This is a genomic window from Promicromonospora umidemergens, from assembly GCF_024171995.1.
GTDB lineage: Bacteria > Actinomycetota > Actinomycetes > Actinomycetales > Cellulomonadaceae > Promicromonospora > Promicromonospora umidemergens.
The window spans coordinates 159,380-183,496 of sequence record NZ_JAMTCT010000009.1; the positions used below are offsets into that span (position 1 = coordinate 159,380).

The following is a 24,117-nucleotide window of genomic DNA, read 5'->3' on the forward strand; positions in this document are numbered from 1 at the left end:
AGCGAGCCGTCGCGACGGTAGCGGGGCAGAACGCCGTCGGGCAAGGAATCCCACCAGATCTTGCGGAGATCCCTGATGCGTTCTCGGGCAGCACGAAGGCCGGGCCCCAGTGGGACCCGGCCTTCCTACTGCCGTGCTGGAGTGCTGTGCTGGATCAGGCAGCGACGGACGCGCGGAGCTTGGCGCCCAGCTCCTGGTCCACGTTCGTCCAGTACTGGAAGAAGCGCTCACGGATCTCGTCGATCGTGATGGACCGCCCCTGACCCGTCAGGTTCTCCAGGAAGCGTGCCTTGGCGTCGTCGTCGAAGACGTCGCGGTACAGCGTGCCCGCCTGGCCGAAGTCGTCGTCCTCGGAGTGGAGCGTCTGCGCCGAGCGCACGAGCTCGCCGTCCGCCTCCCACGAGGCCTCGACGCCGCGCGTCGGGTCGGCCACAGGGCCACCCTGCTCGCCGAAGGAGTTCGGCGTGTAGACCCGCTGCTCCGGACCGTTGAAGTGGTACTGCATCGCGCCCTCGTGCATGTAGTTCGCGACGGGGGCCGCGTGCGGCTGGTTGACCGGCAGCTGGTTGAAGTTCGTGCCGATCCGGTGACGCTGCGCGTCGGGGTACGCGAACACGCGCGCCATGAGCATCTTGTCGGGGGAGATACCGGTGCCCGGCACCTGGTTGCCCGGCGAGAACGCTGCCTGCTCGATCTCGGCGAAGAAGTTGCGCGGGTTGCGGTTCAGCGTGAACGTACCGACCTTGATCAGCGGGTAGTCGGCGTGCGGCCACACCTTCGTCATGTCGAACGGGTTGAACCGGTAGCTCTTGGCGTCCTCGTACGGCATGACCTGGACCTTGACGTCCCAGGAGGGGTACTCGCCACGGTCGATCGCCTCGTACAGGTCGCGACGGTAGTAGTCGGCGTCCTCGCCGGCGATCCGCTCGGCCTCGGCGGCGGGCATGTTCACGACGCCCTGCTGCGAGATGAAGTGGTACTGCACCCAGAACCGCTCGCCCTCGGCGTTGATCCACTGGTAGGTGTGCGAGCCGTAGCCGTTGAGGTGGCGCCACGACTTCGACAGGCCGCGGTCGCCCATCACGTAGGTGACCTGGTGCGCCGTCTCGGGCGACAGGGTCCAGAAGTCCCACTGCATGTCGGCGTTGCGCAGGCCCGATGCGCCGAGGCGCTTCTGCGAGTGGATGAAGTCAGGGAACTTCATCGCGTCACGCAGGAAGAAGACCGGCGTGTTGTTGCCGACGATGTCGAGGTTGCCCTCTTCTGTGTAGAAGCGCAGGGAGAAGCCGCGCACGTCGCGCCAGGTGTCGGGCGAGCCCTGCTCACCGGCGACGGAGGAGAAGCGCAGCAGCGTCTCGCTCGTCGCGCCCTGCTGGAACGCCGCGGCACGCGTGTACTGGGAGACGTCCTCTGTCACGACGAACTCGCCGAACGCGCCGCCGCCCTTGGCGTGGGGGTTGCGCTCCGGCACGCGCTCACGGTTGAACGAGGCGAGCTTCTCGACCAGGTAGCGGTCGTGGAGGACGGTCGCGCCGTCCGCACCGACGCTCAGCGAGCGTGCGTCGCTGGCGACCGGGGTGCCGGTCTGCGTGGTGGTGTAAGGGGTAGTCATCTCAGACGTGCCTTCCTTTGCTGCTGCTTGCGGGGGTTCTGGCGGGGTTCCGGCATGGGTCGACGACGTCTCGGTGCTCGGCTCGCTGCGGTGCGCCTCAGGCGCTGCAGCCAGGGCACAGCCCCCAGTAGGTGACCTCGGCGGTCTCGATCACGAACCCATGGTCGTCGTTCGGGGTCAGGCACGGTGCGTGACCGACCGTGCAGTCCACGTCGCCGATGGTGCCGCACACACGGCAGACGACGTGGTGGTGGTTGTCGCCGGTGCGGCGCTCGTAGCGCGCTGGATGGCCGGCCGGCTCGATCCGGCGCAGGAGGTGCGCGTCGGTCAGGGCGTGCAGCACGTCGTAGACCGCCTGGACGGACACCGTGCCGAGCTCGTCGCGGACCGAGCTCAGGACGTCGTCAGCCGTGGCGTGCTGCTGGTCGCCCACCGCGCGCAGCGCCGCGATGCGGGCGGCGGTCACGCGCAGGCCGACGCCGCGGAGGAGATCCTCGGGCGTCGTGGCAGCGGGGGCGGTCGACGTCATGCTCCGAAGCCTAGACCCTAAACTGGAATCATTCCAGTTGTGTGAGGTACTCGGCGTTGCGCCTGCCGCCGGGGGTGGCAGACGGGGTAGCAGACCGGGCGGCCGGCCTCACACCGACCGGAATGGCGTGGGCCGTCGTCGTGCTGCTATCGTTGAGCCACGACCGACCCGGTGCGAGCTGGGTGCACAAAAGTGGATTCCCATCCCACCCGAGTCACGACCGAGCGCCGACAAGGTGCCGACAGAGTCCGGGTCCTAGGTCGGGTGCAGAGGTTTGGTGTCGTTCGTGCCAAGCTCCGCACCCTTTCCTTGTGATGGCTTCCACCTGTGTTCAGGGCGGGAGCCATTTCTCGTTCCTGGTGGTCGATCAACGACTTCCAAGGAGCATCACCATCACCGAGCCTCGCATCAACGACCGGATCCGTGTCCCCGAGGTCCGACTCATCGGTCCTGGCGGGGAACAGGTCGGCGTGGTTGCCACGGCGGTCGCCCTGAAGCTCGCCCAGGACGCTGACCTTGACCTCGTCGAGGTTGCACCGGACGCCCGCCCGCCCGTCGCCAAGCTCATGGACTTCGGCAAGTTCAAGTACGAGTCCGACATGAAGGCACGAGAGGCACGGCGCAACCAGGCGAACACGGTCCTCAAGGAGATCCGGTTCCGTCTCAAGATCGATCCGCACGACTACGGCACCAAGAAGGGCCATGTCGTTCGCTTCCTGTCGGCCGGCGACAAGGTCAAGGTCATGATCATGTTCCGCGGCCGCGAGCAGTCGCGTCCGGAGATGGGTCGTCGCCTGCTGGAGCGCCTGGCGGAGGACGTCGCCGACCTCGGCTTCGTCGAGTCGATGCCCAAGCAGGACGGTCGTAACATGACCATGGTCCTCGGGCCGGTCAAGAAGAAGGCCGACGCGAAGGTCGAGCAGCGCAAGCGCGCGGACGAGGTCAACGCTGGTCGGATGACCAAGTCTGAGGCCAAGGCGCGGGCGCGTGCGGCCGACGATCCCGAGAGCTCGGACCTGGCCGACGACCAGGTGGACGAGCTCGACCTGGTCGACGACCAGGTGGACGAGACGGTCGAGACCTCGGTCGAGGAGCCTGCCGAAGCGCCGGCCCCTGAGCCTGTCGTCGAGGAGCCCGTCGCGGAGCCCGAGCCCGTCGTCGAGCCGGAGAAGGCCGTCGAGCCTGAGCCCGTCGTCGAGCCCGAGCCGGTCGTCGAGCCTGAGCCCGTCGCGGAAGCCAAGCCGGAGCCCGTCGTCGAGACGCCTGCTCCTGCCGAGCCGAAGCCGGCCACCAAGCCCGCGGCCAAGACTGCCTCGAAGCCGGCAGCGAAGCCGGCCGCCAAGGCGGCTCCCAAGCCCGTACCGGCCCCCAAGCCGACGCCGAAGCCCGTGGCCCCCAAGCCGCGTGCACCGCGCAAGGCCTGAGGCCACGGTCCCCAAGACCACTACGACACCGGGTCGGCCTACCGGCCCAGGTACAACGTCGCCGCTCCAACAGCGGTCGACCGACATGAGGAGACACGGCAGTCATGCCGAAGAACAAGACGCACTCCGGCTCGAAGAAGCGGTTCAGGGTCACGGGTAGCGGCAAGATCATGCGCGAGCAGACCAACGCGCGCCACTACCTCGAGCACAAGTCCAGCCGCCGCACGCGTCGTCTGGCCATGGACCAGGCCGTTGCACCGGCCGACGTCAAGAAGGTCAAGAAGCTGCTCGGTATGTGACCTTTATGGCGTGCGCCTGACGGGCGTCGCCAAGAACCCTTCCAGCCCCGAAGTACAAGGAGTCTCACGTGGCACGCGTGAAGCGGGCAGTAAATGCCCAGAAGAAGCGCCGTACAACACTCGAGCGCGCCGCCGGTTACCGCGGCCAGCGCTCGCGTCTCTATCGCAAGGCGAAGGAGCAGGTTACCCACTCGCTCGTCTACGCCTACCGTGACCGGAAGGCGCGCAAGGGTGACTTCCGCAAGCTGTGGATCCAGCGCATCAACGCTGCGTCCCGCGCGCAGGGTCTGACCTACAACCGCCTCATCCAGGGCCTCAAGGCCGCTGGTGTCGAGGTCGACCGCCGCATGCTCGCGGAGCTTGCGGTCAACGACGTCGCGGCGTTCAACGCCCTCGTCCAGGTCGCCAAGGGCGCGCTGCCGGCGGATGTCAACGCCCCGGCCGCTGCCTGAGGTTGAGCAGTTCACCGGACGCCCGGACAGTTTCCTCTTTCGGAGGCCCCGTCGATGCTTGATGTGACGCTCGCGAACCCGCGAGCCGACCGCGTCAAGCAGGTACGGGCACTGGCCGGGCGTTCGGCGCGCTCCCGGCACGAGCTGTACCTGGTCGAAGGTCCCCAGGGCGTGCGGGAGGCAGTGCGGCATGCGGCGTCGTCGGTTCGTGACGTCTACCTGACGCCGGCGGCCGCCTCGCGGTACTCCGAGATCGTCGACGACGCGCGCGCTGCCGGCCTGTTCCTGCACCTCGGCACGCCCGAGGTGCTCGAGGCGATGAGCGCCGACGCCCAGGGCGTGCTCGCCGTCCTCCGGTCCGTCGCGCCGACGCTGCGCGAGGCGCTGGACGCGCGGGATCCTGAACGAGCCGGCCGGCCGCTGCTGGTCGCCGTGCTCGCTACCGTCCGCGACCCCGGCAACGCCGGTACCGTCATCCGCGCTTCCGACGCAGCGGGTGCCGACCTCGTGGTTCTCGCGGGAGAGAGCGTGGACGTGCACAACCCCAAGGTGGTGCGCTCCACCGCCGGCTCGTTGTTCCACCTGCCCGTCGTCACCGGGCTCTCGCTCGATGCCGTACTGACGGAGCTGCGCGCGGCCGGGTGCCACGTCCTGGCCGCCGACGGCACGGGACCGCTCGACCTGGACGAGCTGCTGGACGACGCAGGGAGCGGCACCATCCCGGATCTCGCGGGCCCGACGGCCTGGGTGTTCGGCAACGAGGCCTGGGGGCTTCCCGAGGAGGACCGCGCCCTGGCCGACGCCGTCGTCCGGGTGCCGATCCGCGGCAAGGCGGAATCCCTCAACCTGGCGACAGCGGCGACCGTCTGCCTGTACGCGAGCAGCCGGGCCCAGCGCTGAGGCTGTTGTCCGTGGCGGCCGGGGTGTGGGGCGAGTGGGGTCACCTGGTGCGCCCTGTCCTGCTCGGTCTCCTGGCCGCGGGTCTGACGATCCGCCTCCTCGTGCGGGTGCGGAGGCTGCGAGGCGTCCCGCGCGTGCGCGCCTGGCGCTACTCCGTGGCAGAGGTCGGCATGGTCGCAGGGACGGCGCCCTGGGTCTGGATGATCCTCACGCCCAAGCCCGGCGACCGCGCCCTCTCGCTCGTCCCCTTCCGGGACCTCGCGGCACAGCTCGACGGCCCGGTCGCCGGAGCGGTGGTCCAGGTGGGCGGCAATCTCCTGGTGCTGGCCGCGCTCGGCTTCTTCCTGCCCCTCCGCATCCGGCTCGCGCCCGACGCCGGACGGAGCACCGTGGCGGTCCTCGTCCGGGTGGCCGTGGTCGCGGCCGGGATCTCGACGACCGTCGAGGTCCTGCAGTACCTGCTGGACCTCGGCCGGGTGAGCTCGGTGGACGACGTCCTGGTCAACACCCTGGGTGCCGTGCTGGCGGCGCTGTGCTCGCGCAGCTGGTGGCGCTAGCCGCCGTACGGCCTGCTGGCCGCTGGCGAGATCGTCTCCCGTTCGGCCCCGCCGCGAGCATAGGATCGTGACGTGCGGTTGTTCACGGCGGTCATCCCGCCCACGAGTGTCAAGGACCATCTAGGGCTCGCCATCGACGGCGTACCCGCCTCGCCCCGCTGGGTCCCCCGGGAGAACCTGCACATCACCCTGGCGTTCTACGCGGACCTCCCTGAGGGGACGATCCCCGAGCTGAGCGAGGAGCTGTCCGACGTCGCGCGCAAGCACGGGCCGATCGACCTGCGCCTGCGCGGTGCCGGCTCGTACGGCGCCAGGGTCCTCTGGATCGGCGTCGACGGGGCGACGCGTGCCCTGCACGATCTGGCGACCGACTGCCTGGCCGCCTCGCCCCGCGAGGTGCCTGAGGACGTCAGGCCGCACCGCGCGCACGTCACCGTCGCCCGCGCCCGCGCCGGCCAGGTCAGGCCGCCGAGCGGGCGGGACCGCTGGGGCAAGCGCTCGGGGGCCGAGCCGAGGTCGGCGCTGCAGCCCGCCGCCCAGGCGCTGTCCGTATACGCAGGACCCGACTGGACGGCGGACTCGTTCGCGCTCCTGGCGTCATTCCCTGGCGAAGGGGCGCAGGGCGGGCCACGGTACGAGGTCCTGGAGACCTGGGATCTCGAGGGCTGATCCGGGCGCGGTCGGCTCGGGCTGTCGTCTCCACGACCGGGACCAGGGCCGCCCCGGTCGTGGAGACATCGCAGACGGTACGCCGACCCGCTGACACTCGAAAAAGTGTGCCAAGCGCGCGACGCCGATCGCAGGGAACTACGTTGCCGCTCCGTGCTCGTTCATGGAATGATGCCGCGATGCAGCCACTTACCCGCCGATTTACGCGGCCCGCCATGGGCCGTGCGGCGAGCGCTGCGCGCGGGCACTGAGCTGCCCTGTGGACAACGCGTCCTGAGCCCTGGCGGGCACCTAGACTTCAGATGCCGACGCTGGTCCCCACTGGACCGGGCCGGCTCCCGAATCCGCCAGGAAGGCAAGCATGTCCACGCCCGATGAGAAGGCACCCATCGATCCGCTCGACGAGGCTGCGCTCGACGCCGCGGTCCAGGCCGCCCTCGACGACATCGCCAAGGCCGTCGACCTCGACGCGCTGAAGGCCGTCCGTACCCAGCACACGGGGGACCGCAGCTCGCTGGCCCTCGCCAACCGGGGGATCGGGGCCCTGCCGGGCCCGGACAAGGCGAAGGCCGGCAAGCTCGTGGGCCCGCGTCGCGGGCGGATCAACCAGGCGATCGCCACCCGTCAGACGGAGCTCGAGGCAGAACGCGACGCACGCGTGCTGGCCGAGGAGACGGTAGACGTCACCCTCCCGGTCCAGCGCACGACGGCGGGCGCCCGGCACCCGATCGAGCTCGTCCAGGAGCGCATCGCCGACTTCTTCGTCGGCCTCGGCTGGGAGATCGCCGACGGCCCCGAGGTGGAGGCCGAGTGGTTCAACTTCGACGCGCTGAACTTCGGCCCCGACCACCCGGCTCGTCAGATGCAGGACACGTTCTACGTCGCCGGCGACGGTGGCAGCGACTCCAACCTCGTGCTGCGCACGCATACCTCGCCGGTCCAGGCCCGTTCGCTGCTGGAGCGTGGCGTGCCCCTGTACATCGCGTGCCCCGGCCGGACCTTCCGCACGGATGCGCTCGACCAGACCCACACACCGGTGTTCCACCAGGTCGAGGGCCTCGCGGTTGACAAGGGCCTGACCATGGCGAACCTGGTCGGCACGCTGGACGCGTTCGCCAGGGCGATGTTCGGTCCTGAGGCGAAGACGCGGCTGCGCCCGGCGTTCTTCCCGTTCACGGAGCCGTCCGCCGAGATGGACCTGTGGTTCCCCCAGAAGAAGGGTGGCGCGGGCTGGATCGAGTGGGGTGGCTGCGGGATGGTCAACCCCAACGTCCTGCGCGCCGCCGGAGTCGACCCGGAGGAGTACACGGGCTTCGCGTTCGGCATGGGCATCGAGCGCACGCTCATGCTGCGCCACTCGATCGCGGACATGCACGACATCGTGGAGGGCGACGTGCGCTTCTCCACCCAGTTCGGGACGGAGATCTGAAGTGCCCCTCATCGTGAAGGACTGGCTCGCTGACCACGTCGAGGTGCCCGCGGGCCTCACCGCCGAGCAGCTCGCCGCAGACCTCGTCAAGGTGGGCCTGGAAGAAGAGGCGATCCACGGGGCGGCCGTCACCGGTCCGCTCGTCGTCGGCCGCGTGCTCGAGATGCACCCCGAGCCGCAGAAGAACGGCAAGACGATCAACTGGTGCCAGGTCGACGTCGGCCCGGAGCACAACGTCGACGGGTCCCGCGGGATCGTCTGCGGCGCGCACAACTTCGCGCCCGGCGACCTCGTGGCCGTCGCGCTGCCCGGCACCGTGCTGCCCGGACCGTTCCCTATCGCCGCGCGCAAGACCTACGGTCACGTGTCGGACGGCATGATCTGCTCCAGCGCGGAGCTCGGCCTGGGCGACGACGGCGAGCACGGCATCATCGTGCTGCCCCGGGACATGGGCTTCGCCGCCGAGGATCTCACCCCCGGCCAGGACGCGACAGCGCTCCTCGGCCTCGGTGAGGAGGTCCTGGAGATCAACGTGACCCCTGACCGCGGGTACGCGTTCAGCTACCGCGGCGTGGCGCGCGAGTACGCCCATTCCACGGGAGCGAAGTTCACGGACCGCGGCCTGGCCACGGGCGCGGAGCCGTCCCCGACGGCCGACGGGTTCGAGGTGCGGGTGCAGGACGACGCGCCGATCAACGGCGTCGTGGGCTGCGACCGGTTCGTGACGCGCATCGTGCGCCGTATCGACCCGTCCGCGCCCACGCCCGCGTGGATGAAGCACCGCCTCGAGGGCGCCGGCATGCGGTCGATCTCCCTGGCCGTCGACATCACGAACTACGTGATGCTCGACCTGGGGCAGCCGTTGCACGCCTACGACCTCGCCAAGGTCTCCGCCCCGATAGTGGTTCGCCGCGCCGCGGCAGGCGAGCGCCTCACCACGCTGGACGACACCGACCGCGCGCTCGGCACCGAGGACCTCCTCATCACGGACTCGCCCGACGGCGCAGGCAGCCGCGTGCTCGGTCTCGCCGGCGTCATGGGCGGCGCTTCCTCGGAGGTCAGCGGCACCACGACCGACGTGCTCGTCGAGGCGGCGCACTTCGACCAGATCACGGTCGCCCGAACGGCCCGGCGGCACAAGCTCTCGAGCGAGGCCGCCAAGCGGTTCGAGCGTGGTGTCGACCCGCTCCTGCCCGCGGTCGCGGCACAGCGCGTGGTCGACCTCCTGGTCGAGCTGGGCGGCGGAACCTCCGACGCCGCGGTGAGCGACCTCGACACCACCGCTGAGGCGACCCTGCAGAAGCCGATCCAGCTCAAGGTCACCGAGCCCACCCGTCTCTCGGGCGTCGAGTACACCCCAGAGCAGGTGCGCAGCACGCTCGAGGAGATCGGCGCGACGGTCGAGGCCACCTCGGTGGTCGAGCCCGTCGAGGTACTCACGGTCACCCCGCCTACCTGGCGCCCCGACCTCACGGATCCGGCCGACCTGGTCGAGGAGGTCGTGCGCATCCATGGGTACGACCAGATTCCGTCGGTGCTCCCGTCGGCGCCGGGCGGCCGCGGTCTCACGACCGAGCAGCGGACACGCCGCGCCGTCGCTCGGGCCCTGGCCGAGGCCGGGTTCGTGGAGACGCTCAGCTACCCGTTCGTCGGCGCACCGGAGTACGACGCTCTCGGGCTGCCCGACGACGACCCGCGACGCGTCTCGCTCCGCCTCGTCAACCCGATGGCGGACGACAAGCCGCTGATGCGGTCCAATCTGCTGGTCACGCTGCTCGACACCGTGCGACGCAACGTGTCACGTGGGATCACCGACCTCGCGGTGTACGAGATCGGCCTGGTCACCCGCCCGGCCGCCGGAGCTCCTGCTGCTCCGGTGCTGCCCGGCGGTGTGCGACCCACCGCAGAGCAGCTCGCGGCGCTGGCCGCGGCGGTCCCGGACCAGCCGCGCCGGGTTGCCGGGGTCCTGACCGGCAAGCGCGAGCTCGCCGGCTGGTGGGGCAGCGGACGTGCCGCGGGCTGGGCGGACGCTCTCGCGGCCGCCCGCCTGGTGGCCGAGCGGGCGGGGGTCGACGTCGTCGTCTCCGCGGACCCCGACCACATGCCGTGGCACCCGGGCCGTTGCGCACGCCTCGAGCTCGCGGACGGCACGCTCATCGGTCATGCGGGCGAGCTGCACCCGAAGGTCGTCGAGACCCTTGGTCTGCCCGCTCGTGCCGCGGCGTTCGAGGTGGACCTGAGCGTCCTGGTCGCCGCCGCATCGGGCGAACCGGTCGTGGCGCAGTCCGTGTCGGCGTTCCCTGCGGCCAAGGAGGACTTCGCCTTCGTGGTCGACGGCGACGTGCCCGCCGAGGCGGTGCGCTCGGCGATCGTCGCAGGGGCCGGCGAGCTGCTCGAGGACCTCGCTCTGTTCGACGTCTTCACGGGCGAGCAGGTGGGCGAGGGCAAGAAGTCGCTCGCATACTCGCTCCGCCTACGAGCAGCGGACCGCACGCTGTCGGCCAAGGAGGTCCGTGCGGTACGCGATGCCGTGGTGGATTCCGCGGCGGACAAGGTCGGGGCGGTGCTGCGTGGCTGACGCGCCTGCGGCGGGCGCACCTCGCGACGCGCAGGTGCGTTCCGCCGTTCCCTCGCCGGCTCGCACGGCGCTCGTGACGGGCGCCTCACGCGGTATCGGGCGAGAGGTCGCGCTGAGCCTGGCGCGGCTCGGTGTGGACGTGGCCCTGCTGGCGCGGGACGCGGCGCGGCTCGAGTCCGTGGCCGAGGAGGTCCGCGCTACGGGATCGACCGCCGTCGTCCTCGCCACGGACGTGTCCGACCCGGTGGCGGTGCGCGCCGCCGTCGGGCAGGCCGAGGAAGTGCTCGGCTCGATCGACCTGCTCGTCAACAACGCGGGCGCCCTGGAGTCGGAGCACCCGCTGTGGGAGGCCGACCCCGAGGAGTGGTGGTCGGTGTTCGAGACCAACGTGCGGGCGCCGTTCCTGTTCAACCGCTATGCGGTGCCCGGCATGATCGAGCGTGGCGGGGGACGGGTCATCGATCTTGCCTCCGGGGCGAGCTCGCACGAGATGGCGAGTGCCAGCTCGGCGTACAACGCGAGCAAGACCGCCCTCCTCCGGATGGGCGCCAAGCTGCACGACGAAGGCTTCGAGCACGGGATCCGCGTCTTCGAGCTCGCGCCAGGGGTCGTCAAGACCGACATGTCGACCAGCATGTCGCTGCACGAGGGGCGCACCGACTGGACGCCGGCCGAGCGGGTCACCGACGTCGTGAACGCGATCGCGGCCGGGGAGCTCGACATGTGCTCGGGCTGGTTCCTGCGTGTCTCCCACGACACCCCGGCGTCGCTCAGGGCATGCGCCGAGCAGGTCGCCGCCGAGGGGACGGGACGAACAGCGCGACGGCTGCGTGTGCTCCCTGCGGGGAGCGACGACCCGCTGGCGGACGCCCTGACCCAGCGCTGACCCAGCGCTGACCCAGCGCTGGCCGACGGCCCCGCCGGCGACACGCTCACGCGTCGCCGGCGGGGCCGTCGGCCTGCCGGGGTGTGTCTCGTCAGAGGCGACCCAGCGGGATGGACCGGGCGATCGCCGTCTGGCCCGCGATGTTGGCGTGGACGCCGTCCCCGGTGTCGTAGGCAGGCTTGATGGAGTTCGGGTTCGCGGGGTCCCGGAGCACCCGGTCGAAGTCGAAGACCCCGTCACAGGTCCCGGAGCAGTTGTCACCGGCCCGGACGAACTCGTTCACCGCCGCGCGCTGCGCGTTCTGTTCGGTCGTGTAACCGGGCCGCGGGGTGATCGGGGTGACGAAGACCTTGATCCCGGCTGCGCGCAGGCGGGCGAACGTGTCCCGATAGGCTGCCACGATCGCCTCGGCGCTGCAGTTGTTGCCGATGTCGTTGGTGCCGTAGTAGTAGATGACCGACTTCACGTTGTGCAGTGCGAGAACGTCCCGGTCGAGGCGCGAGACCCCGTCCAGGCCGCCGCCCCCGCACGCGGGCGATGCCGTGGTGCCCGAGATCCCCTCGTTCACGACCGCGACCTGGCGCTTGTCCGGCCGCTTGTCGACGATCCGCTCCGCGAGAGTGTCCGTCCAGCGCTGGAACACGGCGGGCCGCGTGCAGTCAGCGCCGCAGTTGTCCGCGCCGACCCCGTCGACCACAGAGCTGCCGTAGGCGACGACCGTGCCGGAGAGGTCGGGGTCGTAGACGTCCACCGCGCTGACCAGGTAGGTCCACCCGTGCGCTTCGGGGAAATCAGCGCCCGAGGTGTCGGCGGTGGTGTTCCCGCCGCCCTGCGCCGAGAAGTAGTTGGTGCGGCCGGCCAGGTCGTGGAGCATCATCCGCGTCGGGTTCGCCAGGTAGAAGCTCACCACCAGGTCGTCCATGGCCGTGGTGGCAAGGTCCACCGGGTCGCTCCAGACGTCGCCGCCGGCCGGGATCGACACGGACCCCGAACCGCCGAAGGTCACGGTGCGCAGGCTCTCCGGCCGGATGGCCGCGCCACCGGCGCTCAGGCCCGCCGTCGTGGCGTCCACCACCAGGGGCTCGGTGCCGAACTGGTTCTGCAGCCGGACGCGCAGCGACGATCCGCCCTGCGTGAGGCGGGTGATGGTGCGAACCGACCGGTTCTCGAACGTCTCGGGACTCAGCCCGGAGCTGCGTTGCTGCGACTGCGTCCACGACGTCGACCAGCCGTCGTCCGGCGTGCTCACTGTGGCCGTGGCGGTCCCTCCGGCGGTAGCGCCCAACGCGACGACAAGGGTGATCAGGGCACGTGCGAGTTTACGGAACGTCATCGGTCCACCCGTTTCGCTGTTTCGCTGCTCGAGTCTTCGTCGATCGAGTTCGTGGCGTGACGTCAGGTGCCGCGCCAGATGGAACCTAAGGTCCGCACGTCGGACTGTCAACGTTGCCGGCATCAGGGCGAGCGGGTGGCATCACGTCTGGTAGGGATCGGCCCTCGCCCCTACCCTGAGAGCGATGACGAGCCGAATTGAAGACTACGGAATTGTCGGAGACCTCCAGACTGCGGCGCTGATCGGTCGTGATGGCGCGGTCGACTGGATGTGCCTGCCACAGTTCGACTCCCCGGCCTGTTTTGCCGCGCTCCTCGGGGACGAGCAGCACGGGTCGTGGCGTCTCGGACCGGAGTCGGGCGGCGAGTGCACCAGCCGGCGCTACCGGGACGGCACGCTGATCCTCGAGACGGAGTGGGACCTGCCGGAAGGCCGGGTCCGGGTCATCGACCTGATGCCGCCGCGTGGCGACCAGGCCGACCTCGTCCGGATCGTCGAGGGGATCAGCGGGAACGTCCCGATGAGCACCGAGCTGCGGCTCCGGTTCGACTACGGACATGTCGTGCCGTGGGTCACCCAGGAGCGTGGCGGCCTGCGTGCGGTGGCCGGACCCGACTCGGTCCACATCGACGCGGGCGTCGCCCTCACGCACGGCGTCGCCGACGGCGCTGTCCACCGTGCCCACTTCACCGTCGGGCCGGGCGACCGGGTGCCGTTCGTCCTGACCCACCACGCTTCTCACCTACCGATCAAGCCGCCCGTCGAGGCGGAGGCGGCGCTGCGGGAGACCGAGGAGTTCTGGCGGTCCTGGATCGCGAAGTCCACCTACGACGGACCGTGGGCCGACGCCGTGCACCGGTCCCTCATCACGCTCAAGGCACTGACCTACGCCCCGACGGGCGCCATCGCCGCAGCGGCCACCACCTCTCTCCCCGAGGAGATCGGCGGCTCGAGGAACTGGGACTACCGGTTCTGCTGGCTGCGGGACGCCGCGTTCACGCTGCAGGCCCTTGTCGGGACCGGTTTCATCGACGAGGCGCGGGCGTGGCGGGCGTGGCTCCTGCGCGCGGTGGCCGGCGACCCGGCGGACCTGCAGATCATGTACGGCCTCGACGGACGGCGGCGGCTGCCCGAGTACACGCTCGACTGGCTGCCGGGCTACGAGGACTCGGGTCCGGTGCGGATCGGCAACGGCGCCGCAGGCCAGCTCCAGATCGACGTCTGGGGCGAGACTCTTGACGCCCTGCACCTCGCGCGGGAGGCAGGGCTCGAGAGCGACGAGGAGGCTTGGGCCCTCCAGAAGGCGCTCCTGGACTACCTCGAGGAGCACTGGGACGACCTCGACAACGGGCTCTGGGAGGTGCGCGGTCCGCGGCGTGCGTTCGTGCACTCTCGCGTCATGGCGTGGGCAGGGTTCGACCGGGCGGTGCGTGCCGTCGAGGAGGGCGGGCTGGACGGGCCGGTCGAGCGGTGGCGGGCCGTGCGCGACCGCATCCACGCCGACGTGTGCATGCACGGGTTCGACGCCGAGCGGAACACGTTCACGCAGTTCTACGGCTCGGAGGGCCTGGACGCCGCCCTGCTGCTGATCGGACAGGTCGGGTTCCTGCCCTGGGACGACCCGCGCGTCGTGGGTACCGTCGATGCAGTCCAGCGGGAGCTCAGCCAGGACGGGCTGCTGTTGCGTTATCACACGGACGCCGACGACCGGGTGGACGGCCTGCCGGGCGAGGAGGCCACGTTCCTGGTGTGCAGCTTCTGGCTGGTCGACGCCCTGCACGGGATCGGCCGGGTGGACGAGGCCGTCGCGCTGTTCGAGCGCCTGCTCTCGCTGCGGAACGACCTCGGGTTGCTCAGCGAGGAGTACGACGTGCACACGGGGCGCCACCTCGGCAACACACCCCAGGCGTTCAGCCATCTCGGTCTGGTCAACAGCGCGCTGCGGCTCGCTCAGGGCGTCACGGTTCGCGACGTGGAGTCCGGCGTGGAGTCCGGCGTGACCGAACGCATTGCCGTGCCGGCCGCCGCCCCGCCGTCCGCCCCGCCCGCCGCGGGGGAGATCGCCTGATGCGCGCGCTGACGGTCGTCCCGCAGACTTCGGGGAGCCTGGCGGTCACCGACGTCGACGAGCCGGTTCCCGGCCCCGGCGAGCTCCTGGTCGACGGCCTGGCCGTCGGCGTGTGCGCCACGGACCGGGAGATCGCCGCCGGCGAGTACGGCTGGGCTCCGCCGGGGCGTGAGCGGCTGGTGCTCGGGCACGAGTCGCTCGGCCGGGTGCTGACAGCACCGGACGGCTCCGGCTTCGCGCCGGGTGACCTCGTGGTGGGCGTCGTGCGCCGTCCGGACCCTGAACCGTGCGGCGCGTGCGCTCGCGGGCAGTTCGACATGTGCCGCAACGGCAAGTACACCGAGCGGGGAATCAAGGCGATCGACGGGTTCGCCTCCGAGCGGTGGACCGTCGAGGCCGACTACGCGGTCCGCCTCGACCCGTCGCTCGCCGACGTCGGCATGCTGCTCGAGCCGACCACCGTCGTCGCCAAGGCGTGGGAGCAGATCGAGCTGGTCGGGCAGCGTGCGTGGTTCGAGCCGAAGGTGGCCCTCGTGGCCGGCGCGGGCCCGATCGGCCTGCTGGCCGCGCTCCTCGGTGTCCAGCGCGGCCTCGAGGTGCACGTTCTCGACCGCGTCACCGACGGACCCAAGCCTGAGCTGGTCGCCCAGCTCGGTGCCGAATACCACACCGATCCCGTGGCCGACGTCGCCGGCGCGCTCCACCCCGACATCGTGATCGAGGCGACAGGAGCAACCCAGGTCGTGGTCGACGTCCTCTCCGCGAGCGGCAGCTACGGCGTCACGTGCCTCACGGGCGTCACGTCGGCGGGGCGCACGCTCTCGTTCGACGTCGGCGCGATGAACCGGCGGATCGTGCTGGAGAACGACGCGGTGATCGGCTCGGTGAACGCGAACCTGACGCACTACCGGGACGGTGCGGAAGCGCTGGCCCGGGCCGACGCCGAGTGGCTCGGCCGCATCGTGACCCGCCGGGTGCCGCTCGAGGACGCCGTCGAGGCGTTCGCGAGCGACCCGGACGGGATCAAGACGGTGCTGGAGCTGTAGTTCTCAGCGGCGCTCGTCGCGCCAGTCGAGCCATACCTTGAGGGTGCTCAGGTCGTAGTCCGGCCCGGTGCTGCTCGTCGTGAGGAGCGTCGCCCCGGCGGCCACCAGCGCTTCGCCTGCTACTTCCGGTGCGCCGCTGACCTCGACGGACCGCTCCACGAGCCTGGCGGTGTCACGCCCGACGGCGGCGCCGTGCTCGGCGACGATGCGCAGCGTCTTCTTCACGCCGCCACCGCCGATCAGGATCGGGATCTCCCGCGTGGGCGCTGGGTTGCCCGCGGCGTTCGGTCCGGCCGGCGCCGATGAGTAGCCGGGAGATGAGATCGCGGTCCTGTGCTGTCGCGGTTCTGCGTCGAGGGCAGGAGCGCACGTGGTCTGCGGCATAGGCTGCGGGCATGACCAACGGGAACCTTCGCATCGCCGTCCAGCTCCAGCCGCAGCATGCCGAGTACTCCCAGATCCGGGACGCGGTGCTGCGCGCGGAGGACCTGGGCGTCGATGTTCTGTTCACCTGGGATCACTTCTTTCCGCTCTACGGCGATCCGGACGGCAAGCACTTCGAGTGCTGGACCGTGCTTGGTGCGTGGGCCGAGCAGACCGAGCGTGTGGAGATCGGCGCGCTGGTGACGTGCAACTCGTACCGGAACCCGGAGCTGCTGGCCGACATGGCTCGCACCGTCGACCACATCTCGGGCGGGCGGCTCATCCTCGGGATCGGGGCCGGCTGGTTCGAGAAGGACTACGACCAGTTTGGCTACGAGTTCGGCACGGCCGGCTCGCGGATCGCGCAGCTGGCGGAGGATATGCCGCGGATCAAGGCCCGGCTTGCGGCGGGCAACCCTGCCCCCGTCCGCGAGATCCCGGTCATGATCGGCGGTGGCGGAGAGAAGAAGACGTTGCGGATCGTGGCCGAGCACGCGGACATCTGGCACAGCTTCGGGGACGTCGAGACGCTGACCCGCAAGTCGGGCATCCTCGACGAGCACGGCGCCGAAGTGGGCCGAGACACGGCGAAGCTCGTGGAGCGCTCGGTCGGCGTGGACGGAGACCCCGCCGAGACCGGGGAGAAGCTCGTCGCCGCGGGCGCCACGCTCCTCACGGTGGGCACGAGCGGCCCGGACTACGACCTGTCGACGCTGAAGAAGTGGCTCGCCTGGCGCGACGCGCGCTGAGGTCTGGCGGCCCGGTTGCGCAAGACCCTCCTCGACGTGCAGATCGCTGTCGAAGAGGTCGGCTGGGGTTACCACGTGACTCGCCTGTTCGGGGCGGGCGAGGTGAACGGCGCCCAGCGCATCGCGACGGTCGACCAGATTGCCCGCTACCGCACCCCGCGGATGATCCTGCGCGCTCCCGCGATCCTCGACCTGGCCGGTGACCTGCGCCGCCTCGGCCTGACCGCGACGCCCGCCGACGGCGACTGGCTCGACGTCACCCCCGGCAGCGTGTCCAAGGCGTCCGCACTCGAACACGTCCGCGACACCTTGGGTGTCGCGCGGGAGTTCACGATCGGGGTCGGGGACGGGCTGAACGACCTCCCTATGTTCGCCTGGGCCGCCCGAGCCGTGGCCATGGGGCAGGCCTGTGACGTGGTCATCGAGGCTGCCGATCACGTCACCGGGACCATCGACGAGCAGGGCCTGGTGGCCGTGCTGCGCGCCCTCGCGCCCACCCCGGTCGCTCCTCATCTCTCGTCGCCTGCGACGCACGTCGTGTCGCGCGTCGGGTAACGGACTTCGCCGCATCCGCGGCGGGGAGGGCCCGGGAATCAGTCTCGGATGTTGTTGGCGTCCCACGCCTCGTGGATGGACTCCCAGTGCACGTCAATGGCCATGGGCCCATGGAAAACGATCTGCGACACGGGTGCGTGGGGGCGTATCCCTCCACGCACCCGCCGCCAGGACGACCTCCGCGTGCGTCACAGCGGAGTACCCATGTTTCACGCTCGTACAGCTCGGTATGGATGTCCTGGAGCGACACGGTTTTCGCCGAACGCTAGATCAACAGTTCATAGACCGCGCGGTCCTTGCCAGGCCCCTTGAAGTTCGATTTGACCTCCACGCCGTCGACCTCCTGGTCACCAGGCAGGTTCGTCCACACCCGCGCCCGCCAGGAGGCGTCAGCAGCCCGGTTGCCCGGCTCCGAGGTGAGCCACAGCCGCGTGCAACCCCACGTGCGCGCCTGCACGACGACGGAGTCGAGCAGCGCGGTGGCCACTCCCTGGCGACGATGGTCCGGGTGGACCATGACGTCCTGCACGTACACCCCGCTGGGATCGTCTTGGCTTCGGAATGCCGTCACGGCGCCGGCGAGGACGCCGTCGACGAACGCTACCGGGCATGTGGAGGAGAAGAGCGTCGCGTACGCCCAGTAGTCCGAAGCGGTCCGCGCCCTGATGAACGGATCGCCCTGGTCCATCAGGCTGATCACGCCATCGATCATTGGGACGGATAGCGAGGAGATGGTGATGGTCATGGCTCCCTGCCGGTCGTCTGGGGCGATGCGTAGGCAGAGCACGTGTCATCGAGTGCGGTCACGAGCAGGTCGGCGGTCTGGCTGGCTGTGGACCTCGGACCGATCACGACCTCGCCGTCGAGCCCGAGACGATCATCGGGCGCCCACCACGTGGCCATCTGCTCGGGTGTGAACTCGGTGGCCTGGGGACGGCCGGCGTGTCGGCGAACTGTCTCCTCGAAGGACACATCCAGGTAGGCGACCACGGTGGAGCCCGCATGATGAGCAACCAGAGCTCGCAACATGTCGCCGTACCTGGGCTCGTGGAGGATGCCCTCCACGACGGCGTCGTAGCCGGCGTCCAGCACGTGACGGGCGACAGCGTCGATCAGCGAGATGTTCAAGGCTCCGGGAGTGTCCTTCTCCCACAGCAGCTTGCGCCGCAGATAGTCCTGCTCGACCAGCGCTGTGCCGCGGCCCATTCGCTCTCGCAGGTCCCGAGCGACGGTGCTCTTCCCCGACCCGGAAGGCCCGCGCACGATCACCAATCGGGTCCGTGCGCTACCTGTCATCGTGCTTGCTGCACCTGAGCTCACGCGGTCAGCGTAGCGACAGGGCTCGTCAGCCGCCGCCGACAGTTGCCGTCGGTGATGCCGTTGAACGATCGCTGACCAGGGCGTGAAGATGACCTCCACCCCCGGGTCCTCGGCGCGGAGCACCGCGTAGCGGATGGTGTCGCACCCGCCCGAGCGGATCCCCCGGACGTGTGTCGTCACGTCGCAGGGGGTGCCATGGGCCGAGACTATGGGTGCGACGCCGGTCGGCGACCACCCGAAGATGACAGGAGCCCACATGCCGAACTACAGCACGTCCGCGGAGATCGACGCCTCACCGGAGGCCGTGTGGGCCGTCCTGTCCGACATCGAGCACATGCCGGACTGGACGCCCTCCATAACGTCCGTGGCGATCATCGACGGACCGAACCCGCCGGACGTCGGCACGCAGGTGCGGATCGAGCAGCCGAGGCTGCCCCTGGCGGTCTGGCTCATCGACGAGTGGGACCCGCCGCGGCACTTCGCGTGGATCAGCGAAGCGCCGGGCGTGACCACGCAGGCGGAGCACCTGGTGGAGCGGCTGCCCGACGGCCGGTCCCTGGTGACGCTCGCGATCACGCAGACCGGCGGCCTGGCATGGCTGCTCGGCAGGCTGGTGATGGGCCGCACGCGGGAGTACGTCGACACCGAGCTCAGCAGTCTGCGTGCCCGGGTGACGGCAGAGGGCTGACCCGCCGGCTCAGGCCCGCGTGGCGACCGCGAACACACGGCGGAACGCCAGGGGCGTGCCGTGGGCCCGCTGCGGGTAGGCCGCGCGCAGCGCCGCGCCGAACTCCTGCTCGAACCGGGCGCGCAGCCCGGGGTCCTCTGCCTCCAGCGCCTGGAGCGTGGGCTGGGCGCCCGTCGCCGAGATCCAGCGCAGCACCGGATCTGGCCCGTGCAGCAGGTGCGTGTACGTGGTCTCCCACACGTCCACCGTCCAGCCCGGCCGGGCCAGGAGGTCCAGGTACTCGGCGGGGTCGGCAGCGGCTCGCCGTTCGACCGGCCCGACGACGTCGGCGTACGGCGCCCGGGCAGCGACCTTCCGCAGCAACGTGTGCGACGGCGCGTCCTGGTTGCCCGGGACCTGGAAGGCGAAGGTCTGCGTGGCGCGGTCGGCGAGCGCCGGGAGCAGCTCGCGGTGCCCGGGGACCCACTGGAGTGCGGCGTTGCTGATGACGAGGTCGGCGGTGTGCTCGTCCGTGCTCAGGTCGGCCAGCACGTACTCGGTGTCCGGGTCGGCGGCGCGGGCCTTCTCGATCATGGCGGGGGAGGCGTCCACGCCGGTCACGTGGGCCTCTGGCCAGCGGGCACGGAGCACGGCGGTGAGGTGGCCGGGGCCGCACCCCAGGTCGACGACGGTGGAAGGCGTCCCGGGCACCCGGGCGACGAGCTCTGTGAAGGGTCGGGACCGCTCGTCCGTGTACTGCAGGTATGCGCCGGGGTTCCAGTCGGCCATGGCAACTCCTCGTCGTCGAGTATCTTGATGTCAAGATACATCACCGGGCCCCGGATCGCTGATCCCCGCCGCAGCCCAGCGATTGCGCCCGGAACGCTGACTGTTCCGGGCGCAATCGCTGGGCTGCGGGGGATTGTCTGGACCGCCGCTCAGCGGTTACGCCACCTCGATGAAGTCGAGCTCCGCGAACGCGATCCCCTTGCCCAGCCGGATCGTGTTCCAGCCGGCCCGCAGAGTGACGTCCTTCGACGCCTGCGACCAGCTGTCCCAGCCGGTGACGGGGTAGCTGATGGACCCGGCGGACGCCCCGTTCACGGCGACCGTGTGCGTGGCGGTCTCCACGGAGCCGTTGGCGTAGCCGACGTGCAGCGAGTAGCTGCCGCTCGTCGGTACGTAGATGGAGCCGACGTCGACCGAGCTGTCGGCGTGGTCGATGTACGCGACGACCTTGCCGTCCGACGCGCCGGCGGCGTTCTCGCGCACCGAGCAGTTGTTGAGCGTCCCGCGCTCGGCCTCGTAGCGCACGCGGCTGCCCCGCACCACGGGGTTGCCGTTGGCCCAGCCGAGGTCGGCGACGTACATGCCACGGCCGCCCGCGTCCCGGTGGCCGTGGAAGACGAGCTTGTCGCCCCCGGTGTCGCGCAGCACGTCCGCGCCGCCGGGCCCGCCCACCGCGCCGTCGAGCGATTCGGTGGTCATGAGGAAGCGGAACGCCTTGGTGTACGGCCCGGTGATCGAGCTCGACACGGCGTAGCTCGTGCCGTACTGGTTGGTCGTGTACGGGCCGGCCGAGTAGAAGAGCACGTACCTGTCGCCCACCTTGGTGATGACCGGCGCCTCGATGATGCCTGCCTCGTCGGCCCGGTCGTTGCGCAGCACCTGGGTGGCGCCGCCCTCGAACGTGATGCCGTCCGCGGCCACCCGCTGGACATGGATCCAGGTGGTGGCGCCGATGGCGTTGCCGTCGTTCTTCCAGACCAGGTACCGGGCGCCGTCGGTGTCGGTAAAGCTGGAGGCGTCGATCGCGCCGCCGTCCGTCAGCGGGCAGACGAGCGGCTGGGTGCCGACCGGCGCGAACGGGCCGCCGGGAGAGTCGGCGAGCGCGGCGCCGATGCACTGCCGTCCGGACGCGGCATGCCAGGCCGTGTAGTAGAGCAGGTAGCGCCCGTCGGCACGGCGGGAGACATCCGGGGCCCAGGTGCGTCCCTCCTGCGCCCAGGCCCCGAGGTTCGGCAGGGCGTCGGTGGACCGGTACGTCCAGGATCCGTCCGGGTCGGGCGCGGTGGCCCAGGGCAGGTTCTTGCCCTCGTTGGTCGCGTACGCGTAGTAGGTGTCGCCGAACTTGGACACGTCGGGGTCGGGGAAGTCGCGGTCGAGCACCAGGCTCGGCCGCACGGCGGCCTGAGCGGAGAGCTCACCTGCGGCGGCGGGGGCGGGGGCCGACGCCGGGGTGCCTGCGCCGTCTGCGGGCCTGGCTGCGGCGGGGCCGGTCGTGAGGAGCCCGAGCGCCAGAGCGGCGACGGCCGGACCTGTGACGAGAGCACGGGACAAGCGAGGAAGTACCACGTTGAACCTCCGGGCGAGAGAGAACTCGACGGGTGAAGTCTCGCGACGTGGCCACTTTCTGTAAAGGGTGCGCCCCAAGGCGTGGTTGCTGCCCGCGCCATCAGTCCAACGTGGGACCGAACTCACGCCACTGCTGGGGCAACCACCCGTCAGGGCACCAGCAGCACCTTGCCGGTCGTGGCCCGGCCCTCCAGCGCCTCGTGCGCGGACCCGGCGTCGGCCAGCGAGAACGTGGCCCCGACATGGACGTCGAGGTCGCCCGACGCAGCGGCCCCGAGCACCTCGGAGGTGCGCCACTCGAGCTCGTCCCGGCTGAGCGTGTAGTGCGTGATCGTCGGCCGCGTGAGGAACAGGGAGCCGCCCTTGTTGAGGCGCTGCGGGTCGAACGGTGGTACCTGGCCGGACGCCCCGCCGAACAGCACCAGCATCCCGCGCGGCCGCAGGGAGGCGAGGGACGCCTCGAAGGTGGCCTTGCCGACGCCGTCGTACACGACGTGCACGCCCTTGCCGTCGGTGAGCTCGCGCACGGCCGCCGTCAGCTCGCTCGTGAGGTCGGACATTGCCGCGTAGTCGATGGTGTGCGCCGCCCCGGCCGCTGACGAGAGTGCCGCCTTCTCGGGCGTCGACACCGTCGTGAGGACCCGGCCCCCGTTCGCGACGGCGAGCTGGGTGGCCAGCAGGCCGACGCCGCCCGCGCCCGCGGTCAGCAGCACGTCGTGCCCGGGCCGCACCTCGAACGTGGACCGGACGAGGTAGTGCGCGGTGATGCCCTGCAGGGGGAGGGCGGCGGCGGTGGTGAGGTCCAGCCCTTCGGGTACCGGAACGACGCCGGCGGCGTCCACCGCGACCAGCTCGGCGTACGAGCCGGGCCCGGCGTGCCAGGCGACGCGGTCGCCCACGGCGAATCCGCTGACGCCGTCGCCGAGCGCCTCCACGGTGCCTGCACCCTCGGCACCCACCACGTGCGGGTACTCCATCGGGTAGACGCCGGAGCGCCGGTAGGTGTCGATGAAGTTGACGCCCGCCGCGGCGACGCGGACCAGGAGCTGCCCAGGGCCCGGCGTCGGGTCGGGGAGCTCGGTGTACTGCAGGACCTCGGGACCGCCCGCTTCACGGGCTACGACTGCGTGCATGGAACGAGCCTATGCCGCGGGTAGCGTGCTCCGCGTGACCCGAACCATCCGTCCCCTCACCGAGCCTGACTGGCCCGACGTCTGGCCCGTCATCGACGCCGTCTGCCGGGAGGGCGAGACCTACACCTACCCGGTCGAGATCTCCGAGGCGGACGCCCGCGCGTACTGGATCGAGCGGCCGCCCGGCGCCACGGTGGTGCTGGAGGAGGACGGCGTGGTGCTCGGCACCGCCAAGATGGGTCCCAACAAGCCGGGCAACGGTGCCCACGTCGGTACGGCGTCGTTCATGGTGTCCGACGCCGCCCGTGGACGCGGGGTCGGCCGCGCGCTGGGCGAGCACGTGATCGCCTGGCACCGGGAGCAGGGCTTCCGCGGCATCCAGTTCAACGCGGTGGTGGAGTCGAACACGGCCGCGGTGCGCCTGTGGCAGTCGCTCGGGTTCGAGATCGTCGGCACGGTGCCGGGCGCGTTCCGCTCGCCGACGCACGGGTACACAGGGCTGCACGTGATGTATCTGCCGCTGGCTGGGTCGTGAACTCGAGGGCTCGGTCCGGCAGAGGCGATCTCAGGACGAGTAGTGATACCTGGCCTGGACGATCACCAAGTCCTCACCCTTGACCGCGTACACGAGCCGGTGCTCGTCGGTGATGCGGCGGGACCAATACCCGGTCAGGTTGGCCTTCAGCTGCTCCGGCTTCCCGATGCCTTCAAACGGGTCGTCTCGGGTGATGTCCTTGATCAGCAGGTTGATCCGCTTGAGGGTCTTGTCCGTGGCCTGCCAGTAGCAGTAGTCCTCCCAGGCCAGGGTGTGGAACACGATGTTCACTCGTCGAGATCCAGTTCCACGGACCTGAGCTCGTGGCCGGATTCAACGTCAGCAACGGCCGTGTTCAGCCGGTTGAAGTTGACCGGGGAGCGCAGCAGGTAAGCCGTCTCCTGGATGGCGTCCCATTCGTCCTTCGCCACCAGTACGGCGCTGCCGGCCTTGGAGACGATCTCTACCTGGTTCCGGTCGTCGTTCACCTGCTTGATCAGGCCGAACAGGTTGGCCCGGGCCTCGCTCGCGGTCATCGACATGATGCCCTCCCTTCACTGGTACCACATTACGGTACCGGTTCGACCGAGGTTCCCAT

General features: G+C 70.4%; 25 protein-coding genes and 1 pseudogene. 15 read left to right on the top strand and 11 right to left on the bottom strand.

Annotated features, from left to right (window positions below; all coding sequences use genetic code 11):
* Window positions 1-154: 154 nt before the first annotated feature.
* Together APR04_RS16010 and APR04_RS16015 are read right to left on the bottom strand one after the other, a co-directional pair.
* Window positions 155-1,612, bottom strand: coding sequence for a catalase (locus tag APR04_RS16010; protein WP_253871864.1), 1,458 nt, complete (start codon window positions 1,610-1,612; stop codon window positions 155-157).
* A 97-nt stretch (window positions 1,613-1,709) separates the two neighbouring features.
* Window positions 1,710-2,141 carry a Fur family transcriptional regulator gene (locus APR04_RS16015; protein WP_253871866.1) on the bottom strand — a complete coding sequence of 144 codons (432 nt, stop codon included), beginning with the start codon at window positions 2,139-2,141 and terminating at the stop codon, window positions 1,710-1,712.
* A gap of 314 nt (window positions 2,142-2,455) precedes the next feature.
* Here APR04_RS16015 and infC point away from each other — a divergent pair, with 314 nt between their 5' ends.
* The 9 genes from infC to APR04_RS16060 all read left to right on the top strand — a co-directional run bounded on the left by infC (window position 2,456) and on the right by APR04_RS16060 (window position 11,335).
* Window positions 2,456-3,565, top strand: coding sequence for a translation initiation factor IF-3 (gene infC / locus APR04_RS16020; RefSeq protein ID WP_253871868.1), 1,110 nt, complete (start codon window positions 2,456-2,458; stop codon window positions 3,563-3,565).
* Between the two features lie 104 nt (window positions 3,566-3,669).
* Complete coding sequence (gene rpmI / locus APR04_RS16025) at window positions 3,670-3,864, top strand: 50S ribosomal protein L35 (protein ID WP_253871869.1); 195 nt, start codon at window positions 3,670-3,672, stop codon at window positions 3,862-3,864.
* 68 nt (window positions 3,865-3,932) lie between these two features.
* Window positions 3,933-4,316, top strand: coding sequence for a 50S ribosomal protein L20 (gene rplT, locus APR04_RS16030; RefSeq protein ID WP_253871871.1), 384 nt, complete (start codon window positions 3,933-3,935; stop codon window positions 4,314-4,316).
* Window positions 4,317-4,370: 54 nt separating this feature from the next.
* Entirely contained in the window at window positions 4,371-5,216 is an 846-nt protein-coding gene (locus APR04_RS16035) for a TrmH family RNA methyltransferase (protein ID WP_253871873.1), read from the top strand.
* 11 nt (window positions 5,217-5,227) lie between these two features.
* Window positions 5,228-5,773, top strand: a complete 546-nt coding sequence (locus APR04_RS16040; RefSeq protein ID WP_253871875.1) for a VanZ family protein — start codon at window positions 5,228-5,230, stop codon at window positions 5,771-5,773.
* A gap of 72 nt (window positions 5,774-5,845) precedes the next feature.
* Complete coding sequence (gene thpR / locus APR04_RS16045; RefSeq protein WP_253871877.1) at window positions 5,846-6,442, top strand: RNA 2',3'-cyclic phosphodiesterase; 597 nt, start codon at window positions 5,846-5,848, stop codon at window positions 6,440-6,442.
* A 361-nt stretch (window positions 6,443-6,803) separates the two neighbouring features.
* Window positions 6,804-7,871, top strand: coding sequence for a phenylalanine--tRNA ligase subunit alpha (gene pheS, locus APR04_RS16050; RefSeq protein ID WP_253871879.1), 1,068 nt, complete (start codon window positions 6,804-6,806; stop codon window positions 7,869-7,871).
* 1 nt (window position 7,872) lies between these two features.
* A complete protein-coding gene (gene pheT / locus APR04_RS16055; RefSeq protein ID WP_253871881.1) occupies window positions 7,873-10,449 on the top strand; it encodes a phenylalanine--tRNA ligase subunit beta in 2,577 nt (858 codons plus the stop codon).
* On the top strand, window positions 10,442-11,335 hold the full coding sequence (locus APR04_RS16060; protein ID WP_253871883.1) for an SDR family NAD(P)-dependent oxidoreductase: 894 nt from the start codon (window positions 10,442-10,444) through the stop codon (window positions 11,333-11,335). Before pheT ends, APR04_RS16060 begins: the two co-directional genes overlap by 8 nt.
* A 91-nt stretch (window positions 11,336-11,426) precedes the next feature.
* Here APR04_RS16060 and APR04_RS16065 read toward each other — a convergent pair whose 3' ends face one another.
* Window positions 11,427-12,668, bottom strand: a complete 1,242-nt coding sequence (locus APR04_RS16065; protein ID WP_253871885.1) for a GDSL-type esterase/lipase family protein — start codon at window positions 12,666-12,668, stop codon at window positions 11,427-11,429.
* A gap of 184 nt (window positions 12,669-12,852) precedes the next feature.
* Between APR04_RS16065 and APR04_RS16070 the strand changes: the two genes are divergently transcribed.
* Both APR04_RS16070 and APR04_RS16075 read left to right on the top strand, forming a co-directional pair.
* Window positions 12,853-14,736: a glycoside hydrolase family 15 protein gene (locus APR04_RS16070; RefSeq protein WP_253871887.1), complete on the top strand. Its 1,884-nt coding sequence runs from the start codon at window positions 12,853-12,855 to the stop codon at window positions 14,734-14,736.
* On the top strand, window positions 14,736-15,782 hold the full coding sequence (locus APR04_RS16075) for a glucose 1-dehydrogenase (RefSeq protein ID WP_253871889.1): 1,047 nt from the start codon (window positions 14,736-14,738) through the stop codon (window positions 15,780-15,782). Before APR04_RS16070 ends, APR04_RS16075 begins: the two co-directional genes overlap by 1 nt.
* Window positions 15,783-15,785: 3 nt before the next feature.
* On the opposite strand, the pseudogene APR04_RS16080 reads toward APR04_RS16075, so the two are convergent.
* A pseudogene (locus APR04_RS16080) lies at window positions 15,786-16,064 on the bottom strand (LLM class F420-dependent oxidoreductase); the annotation flags it as partial.
* A gap of 113 nt (window positions 16,065-16,177) precedes the next feature.
* Between APR04_RS16080 and APR04_RS16085 the strand changes: the two are divergent.
* Both APR04_RS16085 and APR04_RS16090 read left to right on the top strand, forming a co-directional pair.
* Window positions 16,178-16,954 carry an LLM class F420-dependent oxidoreductase gene (locus APR04_RS16085; protein WP_253871891.1) on the top strand — a complete coding sequence of 259 codons (777 nt, stop codon included), beginning with the start codon at window positions 16,178-16,180 and terminating at the stop codon, window positions 16,952-16,954.
* A 15-nt stretch (window positions 16,955-16,969) separates the two neighbouring features.
* Window positions 16,970-17,509, top strand: coding sequence for an HAD family hydrolase (locus tag APR04_RS16090; protein ID WP_253871893.1), 540 nt, complete (start codon window positions 16,970-16,972; stop codon window positions 17,507-17,509).
* A gap of 265 nt (window positions 17,510-17,774) precedes the next feature.
* On the opposite strand, the gene APR04_RS16095 is transcribed toward APR04_RS16090, so the two are convergent.
* Complete coding sequence (locus APR04_RS16095) at window positions 17,775-18,254, bottom strand: GNAT family N-acetyltransferase (protein ID WP_253871895.1); 480 nt, start codon at window positions 18,252-18,254, stop codon at window positions 17,775-17,777.
* Window positions 18,251-18,805 (bottom strand): AAA family ATPase, encoded by a 555-nt coding sequence (locus tag APR04_RS16100; RefSeq protein ID WP_253871898.1) that lies wholly within the window; start codon window positions 18,803-18,805, stop codon window positions 18,251-18,253. The genes APR04_RS16095 and APR04_RS16100 overlap by 4 nt, the downstream gene beginning before the upstream one ends.
* A 280-nt stretch (window positions 18,806-19,085) precedes the next feature.
* On the opposite strand from APR04_RS16100, the gene APR04_RS16105 reads away from it, so the two are divergent.
* Window positions 19,086-19,517 carry an SRPBCC family protein gene (locus APR04_RS16105; RefSeq protein WP_253871900.1) on the top strand — a complete coding sequence of 144 codons (432 nt, stop codon included), beginning with the start codon at window positions 19,086-19,088 and terminating at the stop codon, window positions 19,515-19,517.
* Window positions 19,518-19,526: 9 nt separating this feature from the next.
* Here the strand turns inward: APR04_RS16105 and APR04_RS16110 are convergent, their stop codons facing one another.
* From APR04_RS16110 to APR04_RS16120, 3 genes are all read right to left on the bottom strand, one after another.
* Window positions 19,527-20,285: a methyltransferase domain-containing protein gene (locus APR04_RS16110; protein WP_253871902.1), complete on the bottom strand. Its 759-nt coding sequence runs from the start codon at window positions 20,283-20,285 to the stop codon at window positions 19,527-19,529.
* 156 nt (window positions 20,286-20,441) lie between these two features.
* The gene (locus tag APR04_RS16115) at window positions 20,442-21,836 is read right to left on the bottom strand and encodes a family 43 glycosylhydrolase (protein WP_253871904.1); all 1,395 of its coding nucleotides are present in this window, start codon (window positions 21,834-21,836) and stop codon (window positions 20,442-20,444) included.
* A gap of 164 nt (window positions 21,837-22,000) precedes the next feature.
* Window positions 22,001-22,984 carry a quinone oxidoreductase family protein gene (locus APR04_RS16120; RefSeq protein ID WP_253871906.1) on the bottom strand — a complete coding sequence of 328 codons (984 nt, stop codon included), beginning with the start codon at window positions 22,982-22,984 and terminating at the stop codon, window positions 22,001-22,003.
* Between the two features lie 34 nt (window positions 22,985-23,018).
* Here APR04_RS16120 and APR04_RS16125 point away from each other — a divergent pair, with 34 nt between their 5' ends.
* Window positions 23,019-23,519, top strand: a complete 501-nt coding sequence (locus APR04_RS16125; RefSeq protein ID WP_308292359.1) for a GNAT family N-acetyltransferase — start codon at window positions 23,019-23,021, stop codon at window positions 23,517-23,519.
* 30 nt (window positions 23,520-23,549) lie between these two features.
* Here the strand turns inward: APR04_RS16125 and APR04_RS16130 are convergent, their stop codons facing one another.
* Entirely contained in the window at window positions 23,550-23,810 is a 261-nt protein-coding gene (locus tag APR04_RS16130) for a Txe/YoeB family addiction module toxin (RefSeq protein WP_253871907.1), read from the bottom strand.
* A complete protein-coding gene (locus tag APR04_RS16135) occupies window positions 23,807-24,061 on the bottom strand; it encodes a type II toxin-antitoxin system Phd/YefM family antitoxin (protein WP_253871908.1) in 255 nt (84 codons plus the stop codon). Before APR04_RS16135 ends, APR04_RS16130 begins: the two co-directional genes overlap by 4 nt.
* Window positions 24,062-24,117 lie beyond the last annotated feature (56 nt).